Source organism: Ruminococcus sp. (assembly GCF_016287535.1).
Lineage (GTDB): Bacteria > Bacillota > Clostridia > Oscillospirales > Ruminococcaceae > Ruminococcus.
On the sequence record NZ_JAEFAJ010000013.1, the window covers coordinates 1 to 23,931 of the forward strand.

General features: G+C 45.9%; 19 protein-coding genes and 2 pseudogenes. 7 read left to right on the top strand and 14 right to left on the bottom strand.

From position 1 onward, the window contains the following. Positions 1–181 (bottom strand): annotated as a pseudogene (locus QZZ36_RS06755) (aminotransferase DegT); the annotation flags it as partial. A 743-nt stretch (positions 182–924) separates the two neighbouring features. Between QZZ36_RS06755 and QZZ36_RS06760 the strand changes: the two are divergent. Next, positions 925–1,185, top strand: a complete 261-nt coding sequence (locus tag QZZ36_RS06760; RefSeq protein ID WP_295078823.1) for a hypothetical protein — start codon at positions 925–927, stop codon at positions 1,183–1,185. A gap of 77 nt (positions 1,186–1,262) precedes the next feature. Here the strand turns inward: QZZ36_RS06760 and QZZ36_RS06765 are convergent, their stop codons facing one another. The 3 genes from QZZ36_RS06765 to mgtE form a co-directional block, all read right to left on the bottom strand. After that, a complete protein-coding gene (locus QZZ36_RS06765) occupies positions 1,263–1,511 on the bottom strand; it encodes a spore coat protein CotJB (protein WP_295078826.1) in 249 nt (82 codons plus the stop codon). Further along, positions 1,508–1,762, bottom strand: a complete 255-nt coding sequence (locus QZZ36_RS06770; RefSeq protein ID WP_295078829.1) for a spore coat associated protein CotJA — start codon at positions 1,760–1,762, stop codon at positions 1,508–1,510. The genes QZZ36_RS06765 and QZZ36_RS06770 overlap by 4 nt, the downstream gene beginning before the upstream one ends. 157 nt (positions 1,763–1,919) lie before the next feature. Continuing rightward, positions 1,920–3,344, bottom strand: coding sequence for a magnesium transporter (gene mgtE / locus QZZ36_RS06775; protein ID WP_365685870.1), 1,425 nt, complete (start codon positions 3,342–3,344; stop codon positions 1,920–1,922). Positions 3,345–4,104: 760 nt separating this feature from the next. Here mgtE and QZZ36_RS06780 point away from each other — a divergent pair. Then, the gene (locus QZZ36_RS06780) at positions 4,105–5,541 is read left to right on the top strand and encodes a BspA family leucine-rich repeat surface protein (protein ID WP_295078836.1); all 1,437 of its coding nucleotides are present in this window, start codon (positions 4,105–4,107) and stop codon (positions 5,539–5,541) included. Between the two features lie 195 nt (positions 5,542–5,736). On the opposite strand, the gene QZZ36_RS06785 is transcribed toward QZZ36_RS06780, so the two are convergent. The 3 genes from QZZ36_RS06785 to QZZ36_RS06795 all read right to left on the bottom strand — a co-directional run bounded on the left by QZZ36_RS06785 (position 5,737) and on the right by QZZ36_RS06795 (position 9,097). After that, entirely contained in the window at positions 5,737–7,458 is a 1,722-nt protein-coding gene (locus tag QZZ36_RS06785; protein WP_295078839.1) for a DNA mismatch repair protein, read from the bottom strand. A 164-nt stretch (positions 7,459–7,622) separates the two neighbouring features. Beyond that, entirely contained in the window at positions 7,623–8,624 is a 1,002-nt protein-coding gene (locus QZZ36_RS06790; protein WP_295078842.1) for a hypothetical protein, read from the bottom strand. Beyond that, positions 8,621–9,097, bottom strand: coding sequence for a small multi-drug export protein (locus QZZ36_RS06795; protein ID WP_295078845.1), 477 nt, complete (start codon positions 9,095–9,097; stop codon positions 8,621–8,623). The genes QZZ36_RS06790 and QZZ36_RS06795 overlap by 4 nt, the downstream gene beginning before the upstream one ends. Positions 9,098–9,258: 161 nt before the next feature. Between QZZ36_RS06795 and QZZ36_RS06800 the strand changes: the two genes are divergently transcribed. Then, on the top strand, positions 9,259–10,704 hold the full coding sequence (locus QZZ36_RS06800) for a penicillin-binding transpeptidase domain-containing protein (protein WP_295078848.1): 1,446 nt from the start codon (positions 9,259–9,261) through the stop codon (positions 10,702–10,704). A gap of 49 nt (positions 10,705–10,753) precedes the next feature. Here QZZ36_RS06800 and QZZ36_RS06805 read toward each other — a convergent pair whose 3' ends face one another. Further along, on the bottom strand, positions 10,754–11,071 hold the full coding sequence (locus QZZ36_RS06805; protein ID WP_295078851.1) for a TfoX/Sxy family protein: 318 nt from the start codon (positions 11,069–11,071) through the stop codon (positions 10,754–10,756). A 229-nt stretch (positions 11,072–11,300) separates the two neighbouring features. Here QZZ36_RS06805 and QZZ36_RS06810 point away from each other — a divergent pair, with 229 nt between their 5' ends. The 3 genes from QZZ36_RS06810 to nadE all read left to right on the top strand — a co-directional run bounded on the left by QZZ36_RS06810 (position 11,301) and on the right by nadE (position 14,261). Further along, positions 11,301–12,752 carry a penicillin-binding transpeptidase domain-containing protein gene (locus tag QZZ36_RS06810; RefSeq protein WP_295078854.1) on the top strand — a complete coding sequence of 484 codons (1,452 nt, stop codon included), beginning with the start codon at positions 11,301–11,303 and terminating at the stop codon, positions 12,750–12,752. 100 nt (positions 12,753–12,852) lie between these two features. Beyond that, a complete protein-coding gene (gene thrH, locus QZZ36_RS06815; RefSeq protein WP_295078857.1) occupies positions 12,853–13,458 on the top strand; it encodes a bifunctional phosphoserine phosphatase/homoserine phosphotransferase ThrH in 606 nt (201 codons plus the stop codon). A 53-nt stretch (positions 13,459–13,511) separates the two neighbouring features. Continuing rightward, positions 13,512–14,261: an NAD(+) synthase gene (nadE, locus tag QZZ36_RS06820; protein ID WP_295078860.1), complete on the top strand. Its 750-nt coding sequence runs from the start codon at positions 13,512–13,514 to the stop codon at positions 14,259–14,261. 151 nt (positions 14,262–14,412) lie between these two features. Here nadE and QZZ36_RS06825 read toward each other — a convergent pair whose 3' ends face one another. From QZZ36_RS06825 to QZZ36_RS06835, 3 genes are all read right to left on the bottom strand, one after another. Continuing rightward, positions 14,413–14,871 carry a leucine-rich repeat domain-containing protein gene (locus QZZ36_RS06825; protein WP_295078863.1) on the bottom strand — a complete coding sequence of 153 codons (459 nt, stop codon included), beginning with the start codon at positions 14,869–14,871 and terminating at the stop codon, positions 14,413–14,415. Between the two features lie 192 nt (positions 14,872–15,063). After that, positions 15,064–17,793 (bottom strand): FtsX-like permease family protein, encoded by a 2,730-nt coding sequence (locus tag QZZ36_RS06830; protein ID WP_295078866.1) that lies wholly within the window; start codon positions 17,791–17,793, stop codon positions 15,064–15,066. 4 nt (positions 17,794–17,797) lie between these two features. Continuing rightward, the gene (locus tag QZZ36_RS06835; RefSeq protein WP_295078967.1) at positions 17,798–18,502 is read right to left on the bottom strand and encodes an ABC transporter ATP-binding protein; all 705 of its coding nucleotides are present in this window, start codon (positions 18,500–18,502) and stop codon (positions 17,798–17,800) included. Positions 18,503–18,828: 326 nt separating this feature from the next. Between QZZ36_RS06835 and QZZ36_RS06840 the strand changes: the two genes are divergently transcribed. Continuing rightward, positions 18,829–21,426, top strand: a complete 2,598-nt coding sequence (locus tag QZZ36_RS06840; protein WP_295078869.1) for a discoidin domain-containing protein — start codon at positions 18,829–18,831, stop codon at positions 21,424–21,426. Between the two features lie 34 nt (positions 21,427–21,460). Here QZZ36_RS06840 and QZZ36_RS06845 read toward each other — a convergent pair whose 3' ends face one another. The 3 genes and pseudogenes from QZZ36_RS06845 to QZZ36_RS06855 form a co-directional block, all read right to left on the bottom strand. Continuing rightward, on the bottom strand, positions 21,461–22,237 hold the full coding sequence (locus QZZ36_RS06845; RefSeq protein WP_295078872.1) for a TraX family protein: 777 nt from the start codon (positions 22,235–22,237) through the stop codon (positions 21,461–21,463). Positions 22,238–22,256: 19 nt separating this feature from the next. Further along, positions 22,257–23,009, bottom strand: a complete 753-nt coding sequence (locus tag QZZ36_RS06850; RefSeq protein ID WP_295078875.1) for an EFR1 family ferrodoxin — start codon at positions 23,007–23,009, stop codon at positions 22,257–22,259. A gap of 47 nt (positions 23,010–23,056) precedes the next feature. After that, positions 23,057–23,836: pseudogene (locus tag QZZ36_RS06855) on the bottom strand (flavin reductase); the annotation flags it as partial. Between the last annotated feature and the right edge of the window lie 95 nt (positions 23,837–23,931).

The window sequence follows — 23,931 nt, forward strand, 5'->3', positions numbered from 1 at the left end:
ACTTTACTCCGGCGTATTCCGCAACGAGCCTTTCGACCTCGTTGATATTCTCTCCTGCTGTTGTGATCCAGTTCTTTTCAAACGCATCATTCACCCACTTCTGCTCGTCACCGTGCATAGTAGGAGATGATAGCCAAATTTTGTTCCCGAATGGTTTTATATTGCCTTTATTTACAAACATTTACTGCCTCTTCTCCTATCCACCCGCTGCTGTAAGTGCTACCGGTTCCGGCGACGTCTGAGCGTCTGCTGATCACAGGAGCATTTTCACCAGCAGGTAATGTTATTTTTCCTGCAGACAGAACTCTGCCGCCCGCATATCCAGCCATTTTACCACCAAATATACAGACGACCGGCTATTTGATATTTTCAACAAAGCCATGATAATAATATGTCATATTAAACCTTATCCTGCCTGTTAATACGGCAGCAGTTTACTTCTTTCCAACTGCTCTTTTAGTAAATGCGATTCTATGTATATTTTTGATGCCTGAGATTTCTGATTATTTTTCAAAGACAAATACTTCCCCGTATTTTGCCGATGCTCATAAACGCAATCAAAATAAACACATTGTAAAGTATCCAAAACCTGTACTTTTTAATTATACCCTTTGACAGAAAAAAAAGCAAGCGGAAAAATCGGGGAATTCTGAGACCATAAACATTTTTGTCATTTTTCACAAAAATATTATTTTACTCGTTGTCAATGTGTCACAAAAGATTATACAATTCGGATTTTTTAGCATTTCGTTTAAAATTTGTATAACTTAATTAAAGTAAATAATACATATGTTAATTCTTTTGCAGTTCATATAATTTATATATGCCGGTCACGGACTCCTGCTTTAAGCACCTCATACATACCTGAAATAGTACATTGGTACAGGCAGTACCGCATAGAATCTCCTGAAAGGAGATGTTTCAATGTCAAAAAACGGTAAAAAAAAGCTCTCAATGCTGGAAATGTCGGAATATGACATTATAAGCGAAACCGAAAACGAAACGGAGTTTACAGGCATTATCATGGTCCGGCACAGCGGAACAAAGGTGATATGCCGCATACCAAAGCACAGCAAATCCGAAGAAATGAAGCTTTCGGCAGATATCGCCTATGCGCTCATGCAGACAGCCCGTCCGGGAGAGGACATAAGTCATTTAAAAAGTATCGAGATACTCAGGGAATGAAGCGATACGGCGAAATATCCGGCTTGGGGATATGTACAACATGGATATGATACTTTTTTCTCATACTGCCACATATATTAGCTCCTTTCCCATGGCCAGGGGTCGCCGATCCATGTCCATTTTTCCGTACTGGCGACCTGTTCGGGCGTTATCGGTCCGTACAGTCTCGCAAACTCATCTGCAGCTTTTCTGCGCAGCTCCCTGTATTTCTGGAACATCGCAAGAGCACGGCGGCAGTTGGGATGAGTATCAAGGTACAGATCAAGCTCTTTCAGCGTAAAATCATATTTTTTGATCTTGTTCAAAAGAGTTCTTCTCTCATTCATCTGCCGTCACCTCCTCCGGTAAACGGCAGATCAAGCTGAGGGAAAAGTGTTCCTCTGTTTATCGCCTCATCATCGCTGTAAGTCTCTCCCCACTGCTGAAATGGCACATATGCCATGGCAAGGGGAGTATTTTCAGCAAAAAGCTTATCACTGCCCGTCACGTTATCCCTGTCATTCACAGCAGGTCCTGAAATATTCTCCCGTTCGCGGAAGAACATACCTTCTATATTATCAAAAAGATCAAGATTCATGACCGAGTCCTCCTTTCCGCACGGAGAACCTGTGCAGAAGTCCTCCGCACAGTTTATAATATGAGCTCAGCCGCAAACAGGTTACAAAAAAAGCCATAAAGGAGATGTATCCTCCCTTATGGCTTTAACATTTCCTGAGTTCTGCGTTCCGCACCGCTCATGCCAGATGAAGTACAATAATAAGCAGTATCCAGCTCATTCCGTAATATGTCACAACAGCAACAAGATCGTTTACCGTAGTGATGAGCGGTCCGGACGCTACCGCCGGATCTATCCTTATTTTCTTGAAAAACAGTGGTATAAGAGTTCCGACAGCGCTCGATATCAGCATGGCTATGACCATTGATATGCCGATACAGCCGGAAACCGCGAATGAAAACGCTCTGTCTTTACCTTTGAAAACCATAATATACATCCCAACCATGAAGAATGAGAGGATACCGAGCAGCAAGCCGTTGAAAAAGCCCACTCTCATTTCCTTTATAACAAGCTTCATTTTCTGCTTTACGGTGAGGTTTTCATCCATGAGAACACGTATAGTCACAGCAAGTGACTGGGTCCCGACGTTTCCTGACATATCGAGAATGAGAGACTGAAAAGCCATTATCAGCGTCAGCTGCGCCACCACCTTCTCAAAAACACCGACTACTCCCGATACAAACAGTCCCAGCACAAGCAGAGCAAGCAGCCACGGAAGTCTCTTCACCATACTCTGTTTTAACGGTTCGTTAAGATCCTCCTCTGCGGTAAGACCTGCGAATCGCGCATAGTCCTCGCCCATCTCGTCGTCAACGACCTCAATAAGACTCTGTGCGGTAATAACACCGAGCAGCTTATTGCTGTTGTCAAGAACGGGTACAGAGTATTCCGAATAATCCTTCAGCCTTTCGATACAATCGTCGATGGATTCATTTGCATACACATACGGGAAGGAAGTAGCTGTAAGGCTTTCGAGAGAGACGCTGCTTCTTGCGGTGATAAGATCCTTCAACTCAATTGCTCCGCAGAAGCAGCCTGCTTCATCAACAACGAACAGAGTAGCGATATTATCGTTCTCCTCAGCCTGTCTTACAAGCTCGTTCATTGCCGCTTTGATAGTCAGATTCTCACGTATTATTATGCAGTTGGTGGTCATGCGGCTTCCGATCTCGTCATCATCGAATGATGATATAAGATTTATCTCCTTTTTCACATCATCGTCAAGGAGCTCAATGATGAGTTCGCGTTTATTCCTGCCGATCGAACGAAGAATATCAGCAGCTGTATCGGTTTCAAGCTCAGCCACAACATCAGAAGCTTTTTTATTCGGCAGCTCATTGAGGTAAGCTCCTGCTTTATCGTCATCAATGTATTCAAATATCTCCGCAAGCATAGAGACAGTACACACACGGAAAAGCTTTTTCCTCTCAGTTTCATTCAGCTTTTCGATAACGTCGGCTATGTCGCTCCCGTGGTAGTCACTAAGCATACTGAGCATAGCCTTAGGCGAAGTATTTCCCTTTATGATACCGATTATCTCGCTCTCATAATCAGGCTTTACAGCAGTTTCGGCAGAAGAGCCTGCAAGCAGCTTTTTCTCCATTTTCATCATCCTTTACTATATTATTGATTTGAATAATTGTAGTAAAGTCAAATGGGCATAAAAATCCCCTGTCCGGCGGTCAGACAGGGCAAATGACAGCGCTTCAGAAAAGGCGGCAGACGAAGAAGAGACCGCCGCGATCATAAGATAAGCGCTTTTTTCGCCCGTTTGACCCGAAACTATCTCCGTTTGCCACTTTTCCTCACCTCACTTTTATTGAAATACCAGCAGCAAAGCCTGAAACAGAGTTCCTGTTAAGCAATGCCGGATAACTATTTTACCTGATATTATTATATCATTTTTTTCACAATAATGCAATAGAAAACAAAGATTGTTCACATCTTTCCACTCAGATCAGGCTCACATATGCACTGACAATTATCTGTCAATGCATATGTGAAAACAGACATATCAGCATACAGACAACAGATGATACAGCAGTTTCCATTTCTCTCTCAAAAAAACATATCTGCAGGAAATGGACATTTCAGTCCCTTATATGTGGATTATTTTTCTTCCCAAAGCAAAAAGTGGTCAGTGCTTATGTAAATAGCAATATTCGGCTTGACTTTTTAGTGTACATTTTATAAAATTTACTTGTTTACGGAATACAAATTGTTTAAAGCCGCATATATTATACTACCATTAACACATTTTACTTGTTTTTTAATTTACCTGAGATTGTTTCGTAAATAAACAGCTCAGAATAATGCACTGTTTGTTCTGAAACTGTTAAATTATATAACAAGGAGATGTAGTAATGGAAAAGAATCTGATGAAGAAAACCGCGGCAGCGATCATGGCTGTTGCACTGACAGGCAGCGGAATGTATGCCCCCGTTGTAAACAAGGCAATTTCAGGCAGTTCTCTGACTGCATACGCCGAAGAAGCAGCATCAACCGCAAGCTTTGACGAAGAAACCGGCATACTGACCCTCAGCGGAAATGTTCTGAGCAATGATGTCAAGAAGTGGAAAGGAAATGATAATGTAAAAAAGGTAGTCTGCGCGGAAGGAACCAAGCTTCCTGCTGACTCATCTTCACTTTTCTCTAATTTCCGTGCAGAGGAGATTGACCTGTCCAACGCTGATACATCTGAAGTAACAACCATGGCAGATATGTTCTACAGATGCGTCAACCTCCGTTCTCTTGACCTCAGCAGCTTCAACACAAGCTCTGTAGTCAATATGGGTTATATGTTCACAGGCTGTTCTTCGCTTGTATCGCTTGACCTCAGCAGCTTTGATACTTCCAAAGTCAAAAAAATGACTGATATGTTCCACACCTGCTCTTCCCTCGAGTATGTTGACTTCAGTGGATTTGACACATCATCAGTCACAGACATGAAGTATATATTCTATGGCTGTGATGCTCTTAAACCCAATATGATCTTCCTTAAAGGACAGAGCGTAACCCTTGACAGCTATCTCGGCGCAAACATCTATATAGAGCCCTGCGCCAATCTTGCAAAGGTAGTTTTCAGCGGACCGAACGGTGACATCACATATTCAGGTTCACAGTTCGACGGCTTGACCCAGGATGACGGAAGATACAAATTCACATATCTTGTAAACGCAACTCAGGCAAATGAGAATATCACTGTAAAGGCTTACGATAAGGACGGAAGACAGCTTATCGTATGCAAGTCCGCCAATCTGCTCAGCAGCCGCTCACAGGTTGAATACAGCGTAAGCAAATATATATCCGATGTAAAGAATACCGGATCAATAATGAGCGTCCAGAAGATTGCAGACCTTGTAAACGGTCTTGACAACTACTGCAAGGCAGCTGAAAATTACTTCAACAAAACCGATAATGTTATTGAGGGCATTGACAATATCGATATGAACGACGTCAACAAATACGCCCCCGGATTCGGTACGGACATTTCGCTTTCACTCGTTCTCAATTCAATGGTGGCTGTAAGATTATATACAGACAGCAGCGATGTAGAGATCAACAGTGACAAAGCCACAGCAAAAACCAAAAACGGACTGCAGTATTATGAGCTTTCAGATATCCCCGCTCATTCACTCTGCAATATGTATACTGCTTCAATAAACGGCACCAAATATGATTTTGGTCCTATGTCATACGTTTATCGCGTTCTTAACAACAATGACGCAAGTCCTGCACTTACCAGCATGGCAAAGGCAACTTACGTTTATGCAAATGCCGCTAAGGCTTATAAAAACTAATTATACGAAAGGAATAACCGACATGAAAGAAAAATATACTGCTCCTGAAATGGAGATCATTACATTTGAAAGTGAAGATATTATTACAGTAAGCGAACCTGAGCTTGAGCACCAGTAAAATAAGATTTACAAGATAAAGGAGCAGCATAAAAAGCTGCTCCTTTATCTTTTTATATGAACTAACCCAGGTATTTATCAGCTGGTCAGCATTTCATAGGTAACTCCGTATTTTTCAGCAATATCCCTCGCATATGACAAGCCCTCAGGCATAGCGACCTCGACCTTGAAGGAACGCTTTCCGTTTTCATTTTTCACGATCAGCGACGCCACTTTGCAGCTTTCGCTTTCCTTGTTGAATTCGTCCATCTCAGCTGCCAGCTTATGCATATGAGTATTATATATGACCCTGGCACCTTTTTTCAGCAGAGCTCTCACCGAATCCCGCGCGATATAGAATCCTTCTTCAAACGACGTCGTCGCAAAAGTCTCATTTAGAAGTATAAGGCTCTCTCCTGTACACTCGGAATATATTGACCTGAACCTGACACATTCCTCGCCAAGTCTTCCAAGGTCAAGAGTTTTTTCCTCATCTGCCGGAAAATGAGTGTATATACCGTCCACAGGCTTATACTCAAACGAACCGGCAGGTACAAAGATACCGCCCTGAGCCAGTACGAACATGATACCGACAGCCTGAGTAACAGTAGTTTTTCCGCCGCGGTTGGCGCCTGTCAGGATATATATACTGTGTTCCCTGTCAAAAACCAGATCGTTGTACACAAGTTCATCTTCACTTTTCAGACTGACTGCCAGTTTAAGGTTATAAAACTCTTTCGCGACCATTGAAACGCCCTCATTCTCAGAGAGACCAGCCTCGCAGAACTTAAAGCCCTTTTCCGTATACCTTTCAATAAACTCAGCAAATCTTATGTAATACATAAATTCCGGTATAACATTTGAAATATCAACGATAGCTATATCGGAATATTCACTGAGAACGTCCCTTAGCTTTTTTATAAGAGATGAAAGCATTTTACTGAGGGTCCTGTCAAGATAGAATGTAGAGCCAGCCGAATCCTCTCCCTCAATATTCTTTACCAAAGTCGATCTTATCCTGCCGTCAACAAAGGGAGTTCGTGTTGTAGCTATCATTCCGCCTGTATTTTCAATGAACTTAGCAAAATTACGCTGATGTTCGGCAGCGACCTGATGATAGTGCATATCCCCGTCCCAATCAGAGCTGTCCTGTATTTTGTCCTTTTCGGCAATTGCGTCGGCAAAATTGCTTATCACATTCGACTTTTTAAACGGCTTGCTGTTGACTGAGACGAGTCCCATGCTGACCGCTTCAAACCTTGAATTAACATTTATTCCGAGTGTGACGCTCTGAATGTTACCAGCCTTGTTTTTCAGTTCTGCTATATCTTTTTTCATTTCACTGAAACGGGCTTCATCATAGAGAGCGTCAAGATAGTTCCTGAAGCTCACAAGTCCCTCTGAGCTGATATCCGCCTCCGAAAGACAGGCTCTCATTTCCTCCACACATTTTATATAGTCGCTGAGTTCGTCAAGCCTGTGCATAAGCAGCCAGAATCCCAGCTTTTCGCCTGTGTCCATAGTGCCGGAGTTGAATTTCCTTATATACTCGATCCTGTCAAAAAGCTCAGACAGCCGCTTTCTTAGTTCCGGTAATCTGAGTATATCGGCAAACACTTTCTGACGGTAATATGCAACTCTCTTATCTGATGTCATATTTGAAATTACATTCATTATGATATTCTGTTCTCTTTTGTCGTTTGACAGTTCATGAAATAAAGCGTCGAGTCCGAGATCATGGCAGGTTATTTCAGAAAGCTGCCTGTAAGCCACATTTTCAAAACAAGGGAAAAGTATACTGAACCGCTTATTTCCGTTCATTGAAGAGCCCCCCTCCTTTTACTTGATCAATATGCCCCCAATAACCGCTGCAGGGCATTTACTGAGTATATAATACATTATAAACTATGCTAATAAATTAGTCAATGAATTTTCAGTAAATAAACATCAGCAATAAGCCGCAGCAACTAAGCTGCGGCTCTGCCTTACTTCATTATTCTTATTCCGCCCGTTTTCTTCTTTATGAAGCTAATCAGAGCTTCCTTATCGGGAATATCACGGTACATTATATGTATTCCGCCCACGTGTCTGTCCCTGGTGGGATATCCGATAAACATATAATCCTTTTTCAGAAACATATAATGGAAGTGCTTATACAAAAAGAACTGGGCATTGCTTCTGTCGGGATAAAAAGCAATAAGTCCTTCCTCATAAAAAAGCAGCTGTGAATCTATCGGGCCTGCTTTTGAGTTCTCTTTTTCCTGCTCTTTTGTCTCCCTGAACTTCTTCATGTCCATTATCGCTCTTATCCTGAACACCACAGCGATAATGGCAGGCGACAGATAAAAAAACTCCTTCTTCCATGCAAACATTGCCACTGAAAACAATATAAGTGCAGCGTCCAGGAAGTAGCTCGTTATACGGCTGCGCCGCCTTGTGTCAAATGCAGCGAACTCCGCCTCTTCCGCCGAAAGACGTGTGTGGATATCAAAAACAGGCTCAGTATAGCTCTGGCCCAGCTCTGCCGGCAGTTCTGCCCTGACCGCTTCCGCAAGCTTCTTTCCCGAAAGGCATATGCAAAGCAAAGCTCCGATATTCTCAAAGCTGCCGGGAGGAATTATACCGAAACACACAGAGCTGAAGAACGAAAGCTCCTCATATGGTACAGACTCATCATAACAGGCAAGCAGATAATCTCTTCCTTGCTCCTTTGCCCTGCGTATAAGCTCTGTAACAAGCGCTTTTTTTATTTCATCGCTTTCAGCGTGTACACCGGTGATAAGCGGAGTATCCGTCCCCCCTGTCCTTGCTGGAGCACAGCCGATAAAGCCGTTAATACCGCCGCTGCCGTCCTCCGAAACCAGTGAAAGCTCTGAAATGATACCGCCTGAGCTGCGCAGCCTTGCGGTATATGTATCATCTCCGCCGAAGCCGCTCACTATCCTGTCAATTGCGGCAGCGTCGCCGCTGTTTTCCGGACGTATCATGATCTTGCAGCAGTGAACGCGCCAAATCCGAGAAGAGTCGCGGCGGTTATGATAACAGCTGCAAGGACAACTCCGAGAGTTACAGCAAGTATGCTCTTCTTGAAATCAAGATCAAGAAGACTTGCCGCAAGAGTACCTGTCCATGCGCCTGTGCCGGGAAGCGGTATACCCACGAAAAGAAGCAGAGCCCAGAACATACCCTTGCCTGCCTTTTCCTTCAGCTTTTCGCCGCCGTGATGTCCTTTTTCAAGGCACCACGTAAAGAACTTGCCGATATACTTCTTATCCTTGCCCCATTCAAGCACCTTTCTCGCAAAGAAGAATATTATCGGAACGGGCAGCATATTTCCTATCATACAGATAGCTACGGCATAAGACCATTTTACGCCCATGCCGACGCCGATGGGTATTCCGAGCCTCAGCTCTACAAGGGGTACCATGGAAATAAGAAACGTAAGAATATACTTTAACATAACAAAACTCGCTTTCATTAAAAATCATATACAATTTATTATCTCATATCTCAGTGAAATAGTCAAGTATTTTTTTCGCAAACAGTTGACGAACATGAAAATATGAACTATAATATTATTAATTCGTCTTACGAAAAATACATATCAAGGAAAATGATAATATGAAAACGAACAGATTCACAGCACTTGCAGCTTCGGCTGCTCTGCTTGGCTCATTTGCTTCATGCGGCTCCTCACCTGTCGGCAAGGCAGACCTTGGCGAAAAACCGAAAGCTACCACAGCGACTTCCTCAGTTACCACAGAAACCGCAACGGAAGCAGTCACAGAAGAAAAGACCACTGCCGCCGGCGCAAAGGGAAATATCTTCGATTCAAAGGGACACCTTCTTGTTTCCGATTCTGAAGACGGCAAAAAAAGAGTCTATACCAATGACTATGCCGTTTCCTTTGCGAATATAATCACTTCAATGTCCGACGGCTATGACACAGCCTTTGACAAGATCCTCACCGCCCCTGCCGGCGAAAACGGCTGTCAGTCCATAAAGCTCACTATCGACGGTGACGTTCAGAACGACATATACAGCTACATGGAAAGCATAAACCTCAGAGGCGCAGTAGTAGTCCTCAGGACAGACGGCTCCATAATGGCACAGGTAAGCTACCCGTCATACGAGCCCAACGCTGTTGAAGATCAGAAATACAATGAGGATCTCGCGTGGGGAGAAACAGGCAACAAGGCTTTCAGCAACTATGAGCCCGGTTCCTGCTTCAAGATAATGTCCGAGGTACTGGCTGATAAATACGGTATATACTCCCTCTATGACGACGGTACATGGGATTTCGGCAACGATCATCCCATTGTCAACTGGGATCACAAGACCAACAAGAGCAGCTACCCCATACCTAACCGTTCACTTAATTCCGCATTTATCAACTCCAGCAACATCTTCTTCGCAAAAGCTTTCGAGAATATCGGAGAAGAAAATGTTATCAGCGATCTCAGGACGATATTCCATTTCGGAGCTGAGGATTCCGATGATATCCACTGCGACTTCGGTGACCTCAGCAATAATATAGAGATCGAAGATATAGACGACCTCCGCAGAAGCGCTTTCGGACAGGCAAAGGTACTCACCTGCCCCATATTCCTTGCGGCGCTCGGCAGAGAGGCTGCATTCGGAGATATGGTCACTCCCTTCGTAATGAAGGATATAGTGGACAGCTCAGATCCGGACAGGAAAACAGGCAGCGGCTCAAAGGCAAATGACGTTATTGCGTCGATACCTCCGGAATGCAGGGACAACCTCCTCAGTGTCATGGGCTCGGTAGCTTCTGATATAGGAGTATATCCCCCAACGGGCTACAGCTTCTACGCCAAGACCGGCACAGCAGAGGGATGGCTCGGCGACTTCCTGTACATAACAGGCTGCGCTAAAAATTATAACGACAACGGTTCTCAGAGCTGGGACAACTACGACAGCTATGGTGAAACAGGCTCGTATGTAGTTGTAATGGAGATACAGAATCCTGCCGAGCACGGCTTTGAGTTCGCCTCACAGTCAGCAGGCGTTTACCGAGAGATACTCAACAGGGTGATTGGCAAATAACATAAAGCTCCCACGGGCATCCGCCCACGGGAGCTTTTTTTACAGCATACTATCGTTTCTTTTTCTTAGGTTCCGGCAGCTCGTCAGCGATCGCCTCAAAAAGCTCTTTAAGGAAGGACCTGTTGTCAATATCCTCCACCAGCAGCATTTTGCTGCCGCCTTCATAGGGAAGTTCATAAGGTGCGTCCGGCATAAGCCTTTTCGCGGAAGCTGTCGGTTTTACAAGGAAGCGGTCATCATATATCCCCCCTGCGACCCTGCCGCGGTAATAAAAAATATACTCTCCCATCATGGTCCTGTATGATATATCCCCGATATCTGACAGCTGTTCAAGTATGAATTCAAGATATTCCCTGCTTGAAGCCATATGATTACCTCCGTTATCTTTTGATATTAGCGTTATATTGAGTTCACATTAATTATATTCTGCATGAGAAGCTGTGTCAATACATAATATAATAAACAAATGTAAATTTTCTTGTTTTATTATTTGAAATATATTGACGTATCGTGGAAAAGAATGTATAATTAAGGTATGACTTTCCCGCATCTTCAAAGGTGCGAAAATGCAAATCTTTCTGAGGACGGTAATCAAAATGATTTTCAGGGGAACAAGGCTTCTGCCGCTGCTGGCTGCAGGCGCCGCGGCAATGTCGTTTCCGTCCTGTTCGGCAAAGGTCGGACAATTTGAAGTCCTTAACGGCACCGGAGCAGTACAGCAGAACACAACAACTGCTGCAGAAACGACAACTACTACCACGACGACAGCACTGGTATACAGGGGAAATATTTACGATACCAATTTAAATCTAATTACATACGGCACCTACGCCAAGGGAGAGGACGATGAGCGTATTTACGGTGAAAACTGCGCCTACTCCTTCAGCAATATAATCAGCGAGGCTTCAGACGGCCTGGATGAATCGCTGAAGGATCTGCTTAAAACTGTAAATCCCACGAGTATAACCGCAGATCATGAAGTCGGCAGATCGGTCCGTCTCACCATAGATTCCGACATACAGACCGCGCTATGCTCATATATGGCAAATATGGGTATGTCAGGCTCAATCGTTGTACTCAGGACAGACGGTTCGATACTCGCTGAGGTCTCCTATCCCAATTACGACCCGGAGCTGTATTTCTCTGATGAGGAGTACAGGAACTCGCTTTGGTCGGGAGCTCTTGAAAACAAGGCATTCATGAACGCTTCCCCCGGCTCCTGCTTCAAGATAATGTCAGAAGTCATCGCCGACAAGAACGGTATCACCTGTCTATATGACGACGGCGAATGGACCGACAGCGGAGCTACAATAGTCAACTGGGATCATGAAACAGGCGGATATCCCATACCCGAAAGAACGCTTTATTCAGCCTTCGTGAATTCAAGCAATATCTTCTTCGCAAAGGTATATGACAAACTCGGTACGGAAAAGGTACTTGACGAACTGAACGGACTTTTCCATTTCTGCGATCCTGTAAGCTGTGATTTCGGTACTATCGAAAACCAGATAAAGATAGAATGTCTCGATGATCTGCGCAGGAGCGCGTTCGGACAGTCTCACGTAAAGACCTGTCCCATATATCTTGCCGCTCTTGGCAGAGAAGCTGTATTCGGAGACATGGTAAAGCCCTTCGTCGTTCAGCAGATAGTTGATACCACAGATCCTTCAAAGGAATGTGCAAAGGGCTCCTCACCCTATGAGACAATAGCGAGCATACCTGCGGAATACCGTCAGAATCTTCTTGACTGTATGGGAGCAGTTGCCGGTAATCTTGGCATATACGTTCCGGAGAATTATGAATTCTACGCAAAGACCGGAACTGCCGAAACAGGACGCGGCGATTTTCTTTATATCACAGGCTGCCTGAAAAATGCGGCGGACCGCACAGGCGAAAAAATAAAATATACTGACTACAGCAATTATGGTTCGGACGGCTCATACATAATAGTTATGCAGCTTCAGAATCCGGCTGATTTCGGATTTGACTTCGCAAGTCAGACAGGATATCTCTATCAGGGCATAGTAAATACAGTTCTTTCATACTGACACAAGGAGCGGCTTAATGCCGCTCTTATTTTATACTTTACAAATACGGTAAAAAGTTGTATAATATTAAGGTAAGATTTTTTTAACGGAGGAATTCATTATGTATATAACTTGTCTTGACCTTGAAGGAGTTCTTGTTCCCGAAATATGGATAGCTTTTTCGGAGGCAAGCGGCATTCCCGAACTCAAAAAGACAACCCGTGACGAGCCCGACTATGACAAGCTCATGAAATGGCGCCTTGGTATTCTCAAGGAGCACGGTCTCGGACTTAAAGAGATACAGGACACTATCGCAAAGATCGAACCAATGGAAGGCGCAAGGGAGTTCCTTGACTCTCTCCGCGAGCTGGGACAGGTCATCATCATCAGTGATACCTTCACACAGTTCGCTGCACCTCTTATGAAGAAGCTCGGCTGGCCGACTATCTTCTGCAACAGCCTTGAAGTCGCAGAAAACGGCGAGATAACCGGATTCAAGATGCGCTGTGAGAAGTCCAAGCTCACAACGGTAAAGGCTCTCCAGTCCATCGGATATGATACTATCGCAAGCGGCGACAGCTACAACGACCTTGCCATGATAGAGGCAAGCAAGGCAGGCTTCCTTTTCCGCAGCACAGAGCAGATCAAGAAGGACCACCCTGAGCTCCCGGCATTCGAGACATACGACGAGCTTCTTGCTGCTATAAAGAAGGCAATGGCAGAATAACATGACCGGGCTGCGCGCTGCGGTCAAGGTACATGAACAGCGGAGGTATATTTATGAGCTACAGTTTCAATGCAGAAAAAGTGACAAAGGAAGTAGTTGAATGGGTACGCGACCTGTTTGAAAGGACCGCTTCTCCCACAACCAACGCCGTTATCGGCATATCAGGCGGCAAGGACAGCTCCGTAGCCGCAGCGGTATGCGCAAAGGCTCTTGGAAAAGACAGAGTTATCGGAGTGCTTATGCCTCAGGGCGAGCAGGCTGACATCTCCTACAGCCATCTGCTTGTTGATACACTCGGTATAAAGAGCTATACAATCAACATCGGCGACACTGTAAGCACTTTCATGAACGAGCTTAAAAAGCACGTCGAACCAACTAATCAGGCTGTTATCAATACTCCTGCACGTATACGCATGACTACACTCTACGCGGTTGCAGCCTGCCATAACGGCAGGGTTGTAAATACCTGCAATCTCTCCGAGGACTGGGTAGGCTACTCCACAAAATTCGGCGACGCTGCCGGAGATTTCTCACCGCTTTCGGACCTCACGGTAACTGAGGTATTGCAGGTAGGCGAGGTCCTCGGACTTCCCCGTGAACTGGTACACAAGGTACCGATAGACGGACTCTGCGGCAAGACAGACGAGGAGAATCTCGGCTTCACCTATGCGATGCTGGACAGATATATCCGCGGCGAGGACGATCTCAGCGCTGTACCGGAGATAAAGGAGAAGATAGACCGTCTTCACAGAGCAAATCTGCACAAGCTCCAGCTTATGCCCAAATTTGAATTCAAAGCATGAGTGATATACAAATATAAGCCATAGTATTTCCGTTTCGGAGATACTATGGCTTTTTTAATAAACGAGTTTACGAGCGGCAACGCGGAAGCGTTCGAGCTGTCTCAGATCAAAAAACACCCCGTCCATTACTACGGACGGGGGTGTGGAATTATCAAACCGCTATTGCTTTGTCAAGCTGATGCAGCGAGTGCCTTATCTGCTGCCATCTTTCGTCATCGAGCTCGGCATTGAGTACAAACTTGTAAACCTTGCTGTCATGTCTGACATGAACAGTTGTAAGATTATCACAGCCTGCGAAAGCGTGTCTGCCTATTTCCTTCAGTGTTGAAGAAACTGTCAGTTCCCGCAGATTATGACAGCCCTTGAACGCATACCAGCCTACCCTGACAGTACTTTCAGGAAGAGAAATGCATTTAAGGTTCTCACAGTCATTGAATGCTGTATCCGAAATCACCTTTACCGAATCGGGTATCAGTATCCTTACAAGATTAGTACAGCCATTGAAAGCGCCTTCTCCGATAATGTCGACACTATCGGGAATGAAGATCTCGGTGACGTTCTTCTCGTCTTTGTACCTTTTAAGTACGCCTCTTCTGATCTTGTAATTCATTTTCTATTCTCCTTATCGAATTGATCGATACATATCCCCGAACCCTCTTTTTCTTTTATTGGTTCATTTTTATTATAACATAAGTAATTATAAAAGTCAATGTTGACAAGGACTTTTTCCCTATATTTAGTAACTTGCACAAAAATATCCTCCCCTGATTGAAGGGAGGACATAATAAAGACATTATTTAAGTTACTCTATAGATTTAAGTGATTCCGCCATATTTATACGCTCCAGTTTCAGCTCCATGAAGAGATCAACAGCAAAGTTGAAAAGGAAAGTGAGAATTATACTGTAAACGAAGCTCACAGGCAGTATCTTTACACTGAAATCCACAAGATCCACCTTTATCTGCGCCATTACAAAACGGTGCAGAAATACGCCGGCAACGCTTCCCGCCGCAATTCCCATAGCCGTAAGCGCAATGTTCTCACGGAGCACATAAGCCGAGGTCTCCCGCCGGAAGAAGCCAAGCACCTTGATCGTAGCGATCTCGCGGACACGTTCTGTTATATTTATATTTGTAAGGTTATAGAGAACAATGAAAGCAAGTCCCGCAGCACAGATAATTACTATCAGCACTATATAATCAAGGCTTCCCATCATTTTGCTCAGTCTCACCTTCAGGACGTCAAATCTCAGCAGCTGCATAACATGGCTGTTTTTTGAGATCGCCGCATAAGCCTGATCCTCGTCCGCTCCCTCTTTGAAGTTGATAAAGGCGTAGTTCAGCGGAGTTTTTTCGCCGAGCTGCTTATCCATTGTATCCTTGCTGATGAATACCACGTTGTAAACATGATTTTCAAATACTCCGGTTACCTTGACATTGAGTTCACGCATATTTTCATCTCTGAGTCTCATGGTACCACCCTTTTTGATACCATAGCGTTCAGCGATACTGTGGCTTACAACTGCTTCTCCCTCGGCAGGCGGAGCAATGGAGGCGCCGTTGATATCCTTCAGGACAAAGTATTTATCCATATTCTCAAAGCTCTCTGCCGCGTTGAGAGTCACGCTCTTTACTCTTTTTCCGTAAAGCAGGTCCCACGCACCGGTGTAAAGCAGGGTATGATCCTCGGTATTCTCGCTGAACACTGTCATCAGATCATCAGGCACGCCCTCATCCATATTTCTCAGGGCAGCAGAAGCATCAGCCACCTCTATCTCGTCATACTGAGTATCCGCAAAGCCTGCGATAGAGTCCTTTATACCGAAGCCTGTGAGCAGCAGCGCCATGCAGCCGCCGATACCGAGTATCATCATAAAGAGGCGCTTTTTATAACGGAATATATTTCTGATAGATACCTTTTTAAGAAACTTCAGCCTCTTCCAGATAAAGCCAACACGCTCCAGAAGCACTCGCTTTCCCGCCTTAGGAGCCTTGGGACGCATAAGAGCGGCAGCTGTCTCGGAAAGCTCTATCCTGCAGCTGAACCATGTAACTCCGACTGAACATATAAGCGACACCACAAGTGCGATGACCGCAAGCTTTACACTGAAAAGATAACGTATCGGCAGTTTCAGGTACATCAGCTCATAGGATTTCCATATTATTTTCGGGAACACGTATGTACCCGCTCCGTATCCGAGGATACAGCCAGTAATGGCGGCTGTCCCAGAGTAAAACATATATTTGCCCATTACCGTTCTTTCGGAATAGCCAAGCGCTTTGAGAACTCCTATCTGAGTTCGCTGTTCCTCAACCATACGGCTCATTGTGGTCATACAGACCAGAGCAGCCACAAGGATAAAAAACACAGGGAAAACTCTTGCGACCTGCGCCACGATATCCGAATCGCTTTCAAAGCAGGCATATCCGATATTGGTATTTCTTCCAAGCACATAGGTATCAGGCTTTTTAAGCTTTTCAAGTTCATTTTCGCCCTTGCGGAGTTCCTCCTCCGCATCGCTTATCTGCTTTTCAAAGTCCGCAAGAGAGCTCTCATAGTCCGCGAGCCCGCTTTCGTAATCAGCAAGAGCCGCATTATACTGCTCCATACCCGAAGCATACTGCTCCGGCATGATATCCTTTATCTGCTCCAGCTGAGAAAGCTGTTCATCAAGCTGCGCCTTTCCGTCGTCAAGACTTCTTTTGGCTTCATCAAGCTTTTCCTGACCGTCGCTGCGATTCTTTTCAAGCTCTTCCCTGCCGTCGCCGAGCTTTTTCTCAGCTTCACTGTATATCTCATCAAAACGCAGGTCAGCACGTGTCTGGGATATTTCCTTCCACTGCTCTTCCCTGCCGTCCATATAGTCGTCATACTCGTCAGAATAAATGTCAAGATCCTGATCAAATCTTACATAAGCTTCTGTATAGACGTCAAGGTCGAAGGCTTCTGCCGGAAGGTAAACGAAACCTCTTATCTCACCGTTTCCGACAGAAGAGTTTCCTCTCTCAAAATTGATATACACCGGAGAATCAACAGCTCCGACTACATTAAATATATCGTGCTTCAGGGCATTTTTCACCGTATCAGTATTATCATCCGAAAGATAAAGCTTGTTGCCCACAGTGCCTTTCCCTGATTCTATAAGGCATTCGTCATCACCCTGCGGCATTCTGCCCTCAACCAGCTTTATGCCGTTGATATTCTCCGTTATGGAATGGAGCCTCATAACATATTCGTTCGTTCCTGCCGTCATTATATCAAGACTGTAGGCTCCCTCAGCATACCTGACATCATCGCGGCTGCGGAAATCTGCGATATCCTCTTCCTGCCAGCCCAGAGCCGAGAGAAGCCTGTAATCGTAGAACTGATTCTCATTAAGGAACCTGTTGACCGTGTCGACCATAGCCGGAGTAGTGATCCTGACACCTGAAAAAAATCCGACGCCGAGAGCGATAATAGCCATTATTGCAAAAAAACGTCCGAATGTGCCGCGTATCTCCCGAAGCGCGGTCTTTCTTACTGCTCTTCCCATAGCGTCACCACTCTATATCCGCGATATCAACGACATTATCATTGATCCGCACTCCCGATACAGTACCGCTTTTTACTGTTATGATACGGTCAGCCATAGGAGTTATCGCCTGATTGTGGGTTATGACCACAACTGTCATACCGTTCCGGCGGCAGGTATCCTGCAGCAGCTGCAGGACCGCTTTTCCGGTAGTATAATCAAGAGCGCCCGTAGGCTCGTCGCACAGGAGCAACTTAGGGTTCTTGGCAAGAGCACGTGCAATTGCCACACGCTGCTGCTCGCCGCCGGAGAGCTGTGCAGGGAAATTCTTGGTGCGCTCTGAAAGCCCAACCTGCTCAAGCACCTTCCTTGCGTCAAGAGGATCCCGGCATATCTGCGCGGCAAGCTCGACATTTTCAAGCGCAGTCAGATTCTGCACAAGGTTATAGAACTGAAAAACAAATCCCACATCATAGCGCCTGTATGCGGTCAGCTTCCTTTTGCTGAGAGCAGATATTTCCGTACCGTCAAGAAAGACGCTTCCGCTCGTAAGGGTATCCATACCGCCGAGGATATTGAGTATAGTCGTTTTTCCTGCGCCGGAAGCTCCCACGATAACGCAGAACTCCCCCTTGTTTATCTCAAAATTCACATCATTCAGAGCGTGTATCTCGACTTCGCCCGTCTTATATGTCTTTTTAACATTTTTAAACTCAACGTAAGCGCTCATATTTTTTCCTTTCATCGTTATATATGCCGCCGTGTACGGACGCTCGCGTCCGACGGTTTCACTGCATCAAAATATGTGCTCCTTCATTATCAAGCGTGAAACCGTCAGGCGGAGCAAAGCTCCGCCTGTACACGGCGGCTCCGCATAAAACCGTATCTCATTTTCAAAATTATAGCATATTTAAAGTGATATGTAAAGCCGAATTATATCCGCTCCCCAAAACGGGTCATAATTTCATCAAAAACATCATTTTTTATGTTTACAGCACACAAAAAATGCGTTATAATGTTAGTAATATATATTCACCCCTGAAAGGAGCGAAAAACATGAAAATGATAAAGCGGATCATCTCCGCAGCCGCTTCGCTGTGTATGCTTACAGCTCTGACAAACGCCTTCCCGGCAGCAGATACCGCAGCGGCAGCAACAATAGTGAGCATATCCCCCTATGACGTATACGACATCAACGGCGGAAAATTTGAGGGCTGGGGCACATCGCTTTGCTGGTGGGCGAACCGCATAGGCTATTCTGACAGCCTTTCTCAGAAGGCAGCCGGGATCTTTTTCAGCACCGACGGACTGGGACTGAACATCGCCCGCTTCAATATCGGAGGCGGCGACGACCCTTCCCACACTCATATAACCCGTACCGACTCAAATATGCCCGGCTATACGAAGTACAATAACGGCTCCGTAACCTACGACTGGAGCGCTGACGCCAATCAGCGCAATGTGCTCAGACGATGTATTGACGCCGCAGGCGACGATATGATAGTGGAGATGTTCTCAAACTCTCCCCCGTATTATATGACCAACAGCGGCTGCAGCTCCGGAGCAGTGAACTCCGGCGAGAACAATCTCCGTGACGACAAATACAACGATTTTGCCGAATACTTAGCCGAGGTAACAGCCCACTACGAAAAGGACTGGGGCATACACGTACAGAGCATAACACCCATGAACGAGCCCTACACCGACTACTGGGGAGCCTACAGCAACAAGCAGGAGGGCTGTCACTTCGATCAGGGCTCCTCTATGGACAAGATATATCAGGCGCTTTCAGCCTCGCTGAAAAAGCGGGGTATCAACGATATCATCATAAGCGCCTGCGACGAATCTGTAATAGATACTCAAATAAGCTCATGGAACAAGTTGTCCGACACCACAAAGGCTCTTATAGGCCGTATCGACACCCACACCTACGGCGGCAGCCAGCGTGCAGAGCTGAAAAATACTGCTATAAAGGCAGGCCGCAACCTGTGGATGAGCGAGGTGGACGGCGGCTCCACCGCAGGAAGCAATGCCGGCGAAATGGGAGCTGCACTGTGGCTTGCCGACCGCATAACCCTCGACTGCAACGAGCTCAACTGCTCCGCGTGGATACTCTGGCAGGTGATCGACAATCATATATCCTCCGTGGGAATGAACGGAAACAAGGACAAGGGCATGATAAACACTCAGGGCGGCTACTGGGGACTTGCCGTTGCCGACCATGATAATAACAATATCATACTCACAAAGAAGTATTACGCAATGGGTCAGTTCTCACGGTATATCCGCCCCGGAATGACAATGCTGAAATGCGGCGGGAACTGCGTGGCCGCTCTCGACACCGAGAACAATAAACTGGTCATAGTTGCCACAAACGACGGCTCTTCCGATAAGGACCTTGTATTCGACCTTTCCGGCTTTGATTCCGCCGGGACCTCTGCCTCAGCCATACGCACCAGCAATTCCGAGAACTGGAAGGATATAGGAAATATCAGCGTATCCGGCGGAGCGCTTGAAGTTTCACTTGCCAAGCAGTCCGTTACCACCTTCATCATCAACGGAGTAAAGGGCGGCGGTGCCCTAACGGACAGGATAACTGTCACCTCAGGCATGGTAAGCGGTTCCGACTCATGGAACAGCGACTCCTCCACAGACTGCACAAAGGCTTTCGATGGAAATATCTCCACATTTTTTGACGGAGTTTCCGACGGCTGGGTACAGGCAGACCTCGGTCAGCTCTATGACCTGTCCGCACTGGGCTATGCTCCGAGAGCCGGATATGAATACCGTATGGGAGACGGACGCTTCCTTGCATCGCAGGACGGTCAGAACTGGACGACACTATATACCGTAAAAAGCAAGCCAACCTCCGGTATGCACTACGTCACAGCTCTTTCCGGAGATACCACAGCACGTTATATAAGGTATGAGGTACCTTCCGGAGCGCCGAAGAACGACTACAACAATGACAGCGCCTACTGTGCGAATATCGCCGAGATATCCCTGTACGGAACTCCTCACGGTCAGTCCTCAGCTGCGAAATACGACAGGCTCGCTCCTGTTTCCGGCAGCGGAAGCTCCTCATGGAAGGACACTGCCTCAGTTACCTTTGAAAAGGCTTACGACGGAAACATGAACACCTATTTTGACGGGCTTGAGGGCGGATACGTCACTATGGATCTCGGAAAGAACTGTCAGATAAAAAATATCGCCTACTGTCCACGCGAGGACTACGAAGCCCGTATGATCGGCGGATATTTCAGCGTATCCACAGACGGTATGAACTGGAAGAAGATATATACTGTTGAAAGCAAGCCTGCCTTCCGTATGAACTTCACACCGGAATTTGACAATGTTACCGCACGGTACGTCCGATACGAGGTACCCACGGGAGCTCCGGCAAGTCCGCTGAACAGGGACAGCGTATATCTCTGCAATGTGGCAGAAATAGCGGTTTACGGTCTTTACAGCTCGGTGCTCAGAGGTGATGTCAACAGCGACAGTCAGGTAAATGTTGCCGATCTTGTAAAGCTGCAGAAATACCTTCTCGGCTCTGAAAAAGAAGTCAATGCAGAAAATACAGATATCAACAATGATTCAGTTTTAGATGTATTTGACCTCATTGCGTTGCGTAAGCTTCTCATAAGTCAATAAACATTAAAAAGGCACTCATCAGAGTGCCTTTTTCTTATGTACTGATAATAACGCAGACTATCCATATTATCAGATAATGCAGCGGGTAGAAGCCGTAAAAGAACCACTTTGCCAGCGTTGGGTGTTTTCCCTTCCTGCCGTTGTAAAAAACAGTCATGCACAGGTATGCAAGCACAAACATCAGCATCATGACCGCTATCTGTATGATAAGTCTGTCCGTGGGTATCTTGCCGAGACTGAACAGGTTCGGCAGGAAATGCAGAGCTGTAAGGCTCATATAGGCTATAAACCTCGCCTTTGGCTTTTCACGGAAGATATGCAGGAACAGTATGAACAGAACTCCGAATATGATCCAGTCTGAATATATAAGCAGCGTCATTCCGTCACACAGTATTACAAGCGCTATCCTCTGCCACAGCTTGTACTTACTTTCCCATGCCATTATGGCAAGCAGACCGAAAAACAGCGTGAATATAACATTCGTGTGCCACCATCCGCTGGACCTGTGACAGCACAGCCAGTCAAAGGGCTGAGTTATGCAGGCAAACAGAAGAAGCCTCTGCGCGTACTTTTTCCTGTCGCGGGTATATTTGTAGCCGTCTGCGATAAAGAAAAACATTACAGGCGGACAGAAAAGCGATGTATATATTATGATGTATTCCCACAAAGGAAGAGTATAGTATGCTTCGATACCGCCGTACTTATACTGCACCGCCCAGCCGATAAGATGTCCCCAGAACATAATGAATACCGCAAGATATTTCATCATGTCGCGGTTAAATATTTTGTAATTGCAGTCAGTGTTGCCCATAGCAAGTTTTTCCAGCTCCTTATACCTTTACATTGGGATTGGTATACTGCCCGTGCTTCTTTGTAGCTCCGTTCCAGAACTGTATAGCGAACTGCGGACAATGGTGCAGGCAGCGGAAGCACAGAGCGCAGCGCTCCTTCACCCAGACAGGCTTGCCGTCCCTTATCTCTATAGCCTTTACGGGACATTTCTCGGCACAGAGACCGCAGCCGCTGCAGCTGTCCTCAACGTACAGATTCTTTGTCATTCTCACCTTTGCGAATACCTTGTCCGTGTACTTGTGAAAGGCGTAAGGAGTCCTCATGGTAAGGAAGCAGCCCTTTTTCCTGTCAAGTATCTTCGATATGACGCTGTTTATATTTTTTTCGGCAGCCTCATTCTGCCGCGCGACCTTTTCCTTGTTGCTTAGATTGAAGGTAACTGTCCAGTTATCAGGCATTTTTATACTGTACACCGCACTGAGTCGTATGCCATTCTCTTTAAGGATATGCCTTGCTTCCTCGCCGCTGCAGCCCACTGTAGTACCGTAGGTGGAAGCTATGAACACATAATGCTTTCCCTGTCTGTGGAGCCTCAGCTTCTGTAGGTATTCCCTCATAAGTATCGGGAGAGCCCACCAGTGGGTAGGAGTTACTATGCCGAAGCACTCCCCGTCTTCAAGAGAAATATCGTAGCATTTGTCCTCTATGGACACAGCCCTGTCGTTCAGAGCTGCGGCTATCCTTTCTGCCGCGTATTTACTGTTTCCTGTAGCTGAAAAATATACGATCATAATATATCCCCCTTACGCAAAAGCTGTACTGTATACTGCCCTCATCAGCTCATTTTTTCAAAGAGCTCCGTACCAACTCCGCAGATAGGACAGACAAAGTCCGCAGGCATTTCCTCGCCGACGTACTCATAGCCGCATACCGTACATCTCCAGACAGTTTCGCCGCTCTCTGTCTTTCCCACAGGCACAGCGTCCTCATGAGCACCCTGTGTGACCTTCTCGAAGTCAGCCTTTCCGTGCTTGCATATGGGGCAGATAAAGTCATCTGGAAGCTCCTCACCCACATATTCGTAGCCGCATATAACACATCTCCAGATAGTCTGGCCGTCTGAGGTGGTCCCTACAGCTTCAGGCTTCGGCTTTATATTACTCTGATAGTATTCATAGGTTGCGGAAGGAATATCGCTCAGCACCTCCATACCGGTTACCTCGGCAATGAACATGGTATGTGTGCCGAGGTCGATGCTGTGCCACACAGAACCGGATATATATGCATTCGTACCCTTTGTGACTATCAGGCAGCCGTTTTCTGCACGTCTGCATCCCTTAAAGTCAGCAAATTTGTCCACATCCCTGCCGGACTGGAAACCAAAATGCCTGAAAAGCTCAAAATCAGCGTCTGTGCTTATAACGGAAGCTGTAAATTTTCCTGTCGTCATTATAAGATCGTGGGTATAGTTGGTCTTTGCAACTGTCAGACTCACCTTGTTCGGTGAAGACGTCACCTGTGCGAGAGTGTTTGTGATACAGCCGTTGTCTCTGCCGTCACTGTTTGCTGTCACAACGAAAAGTCCGTAGCTTATTTTATACATTGCTTTCTTGTCCATGCTTCATACCTCCTGCTTTACGGATATTTATTCGGCGCCCGGAAGCGCTTCATCTTATAATAATTTTACCAAAACTGCTTCTTACATTCAAGTAT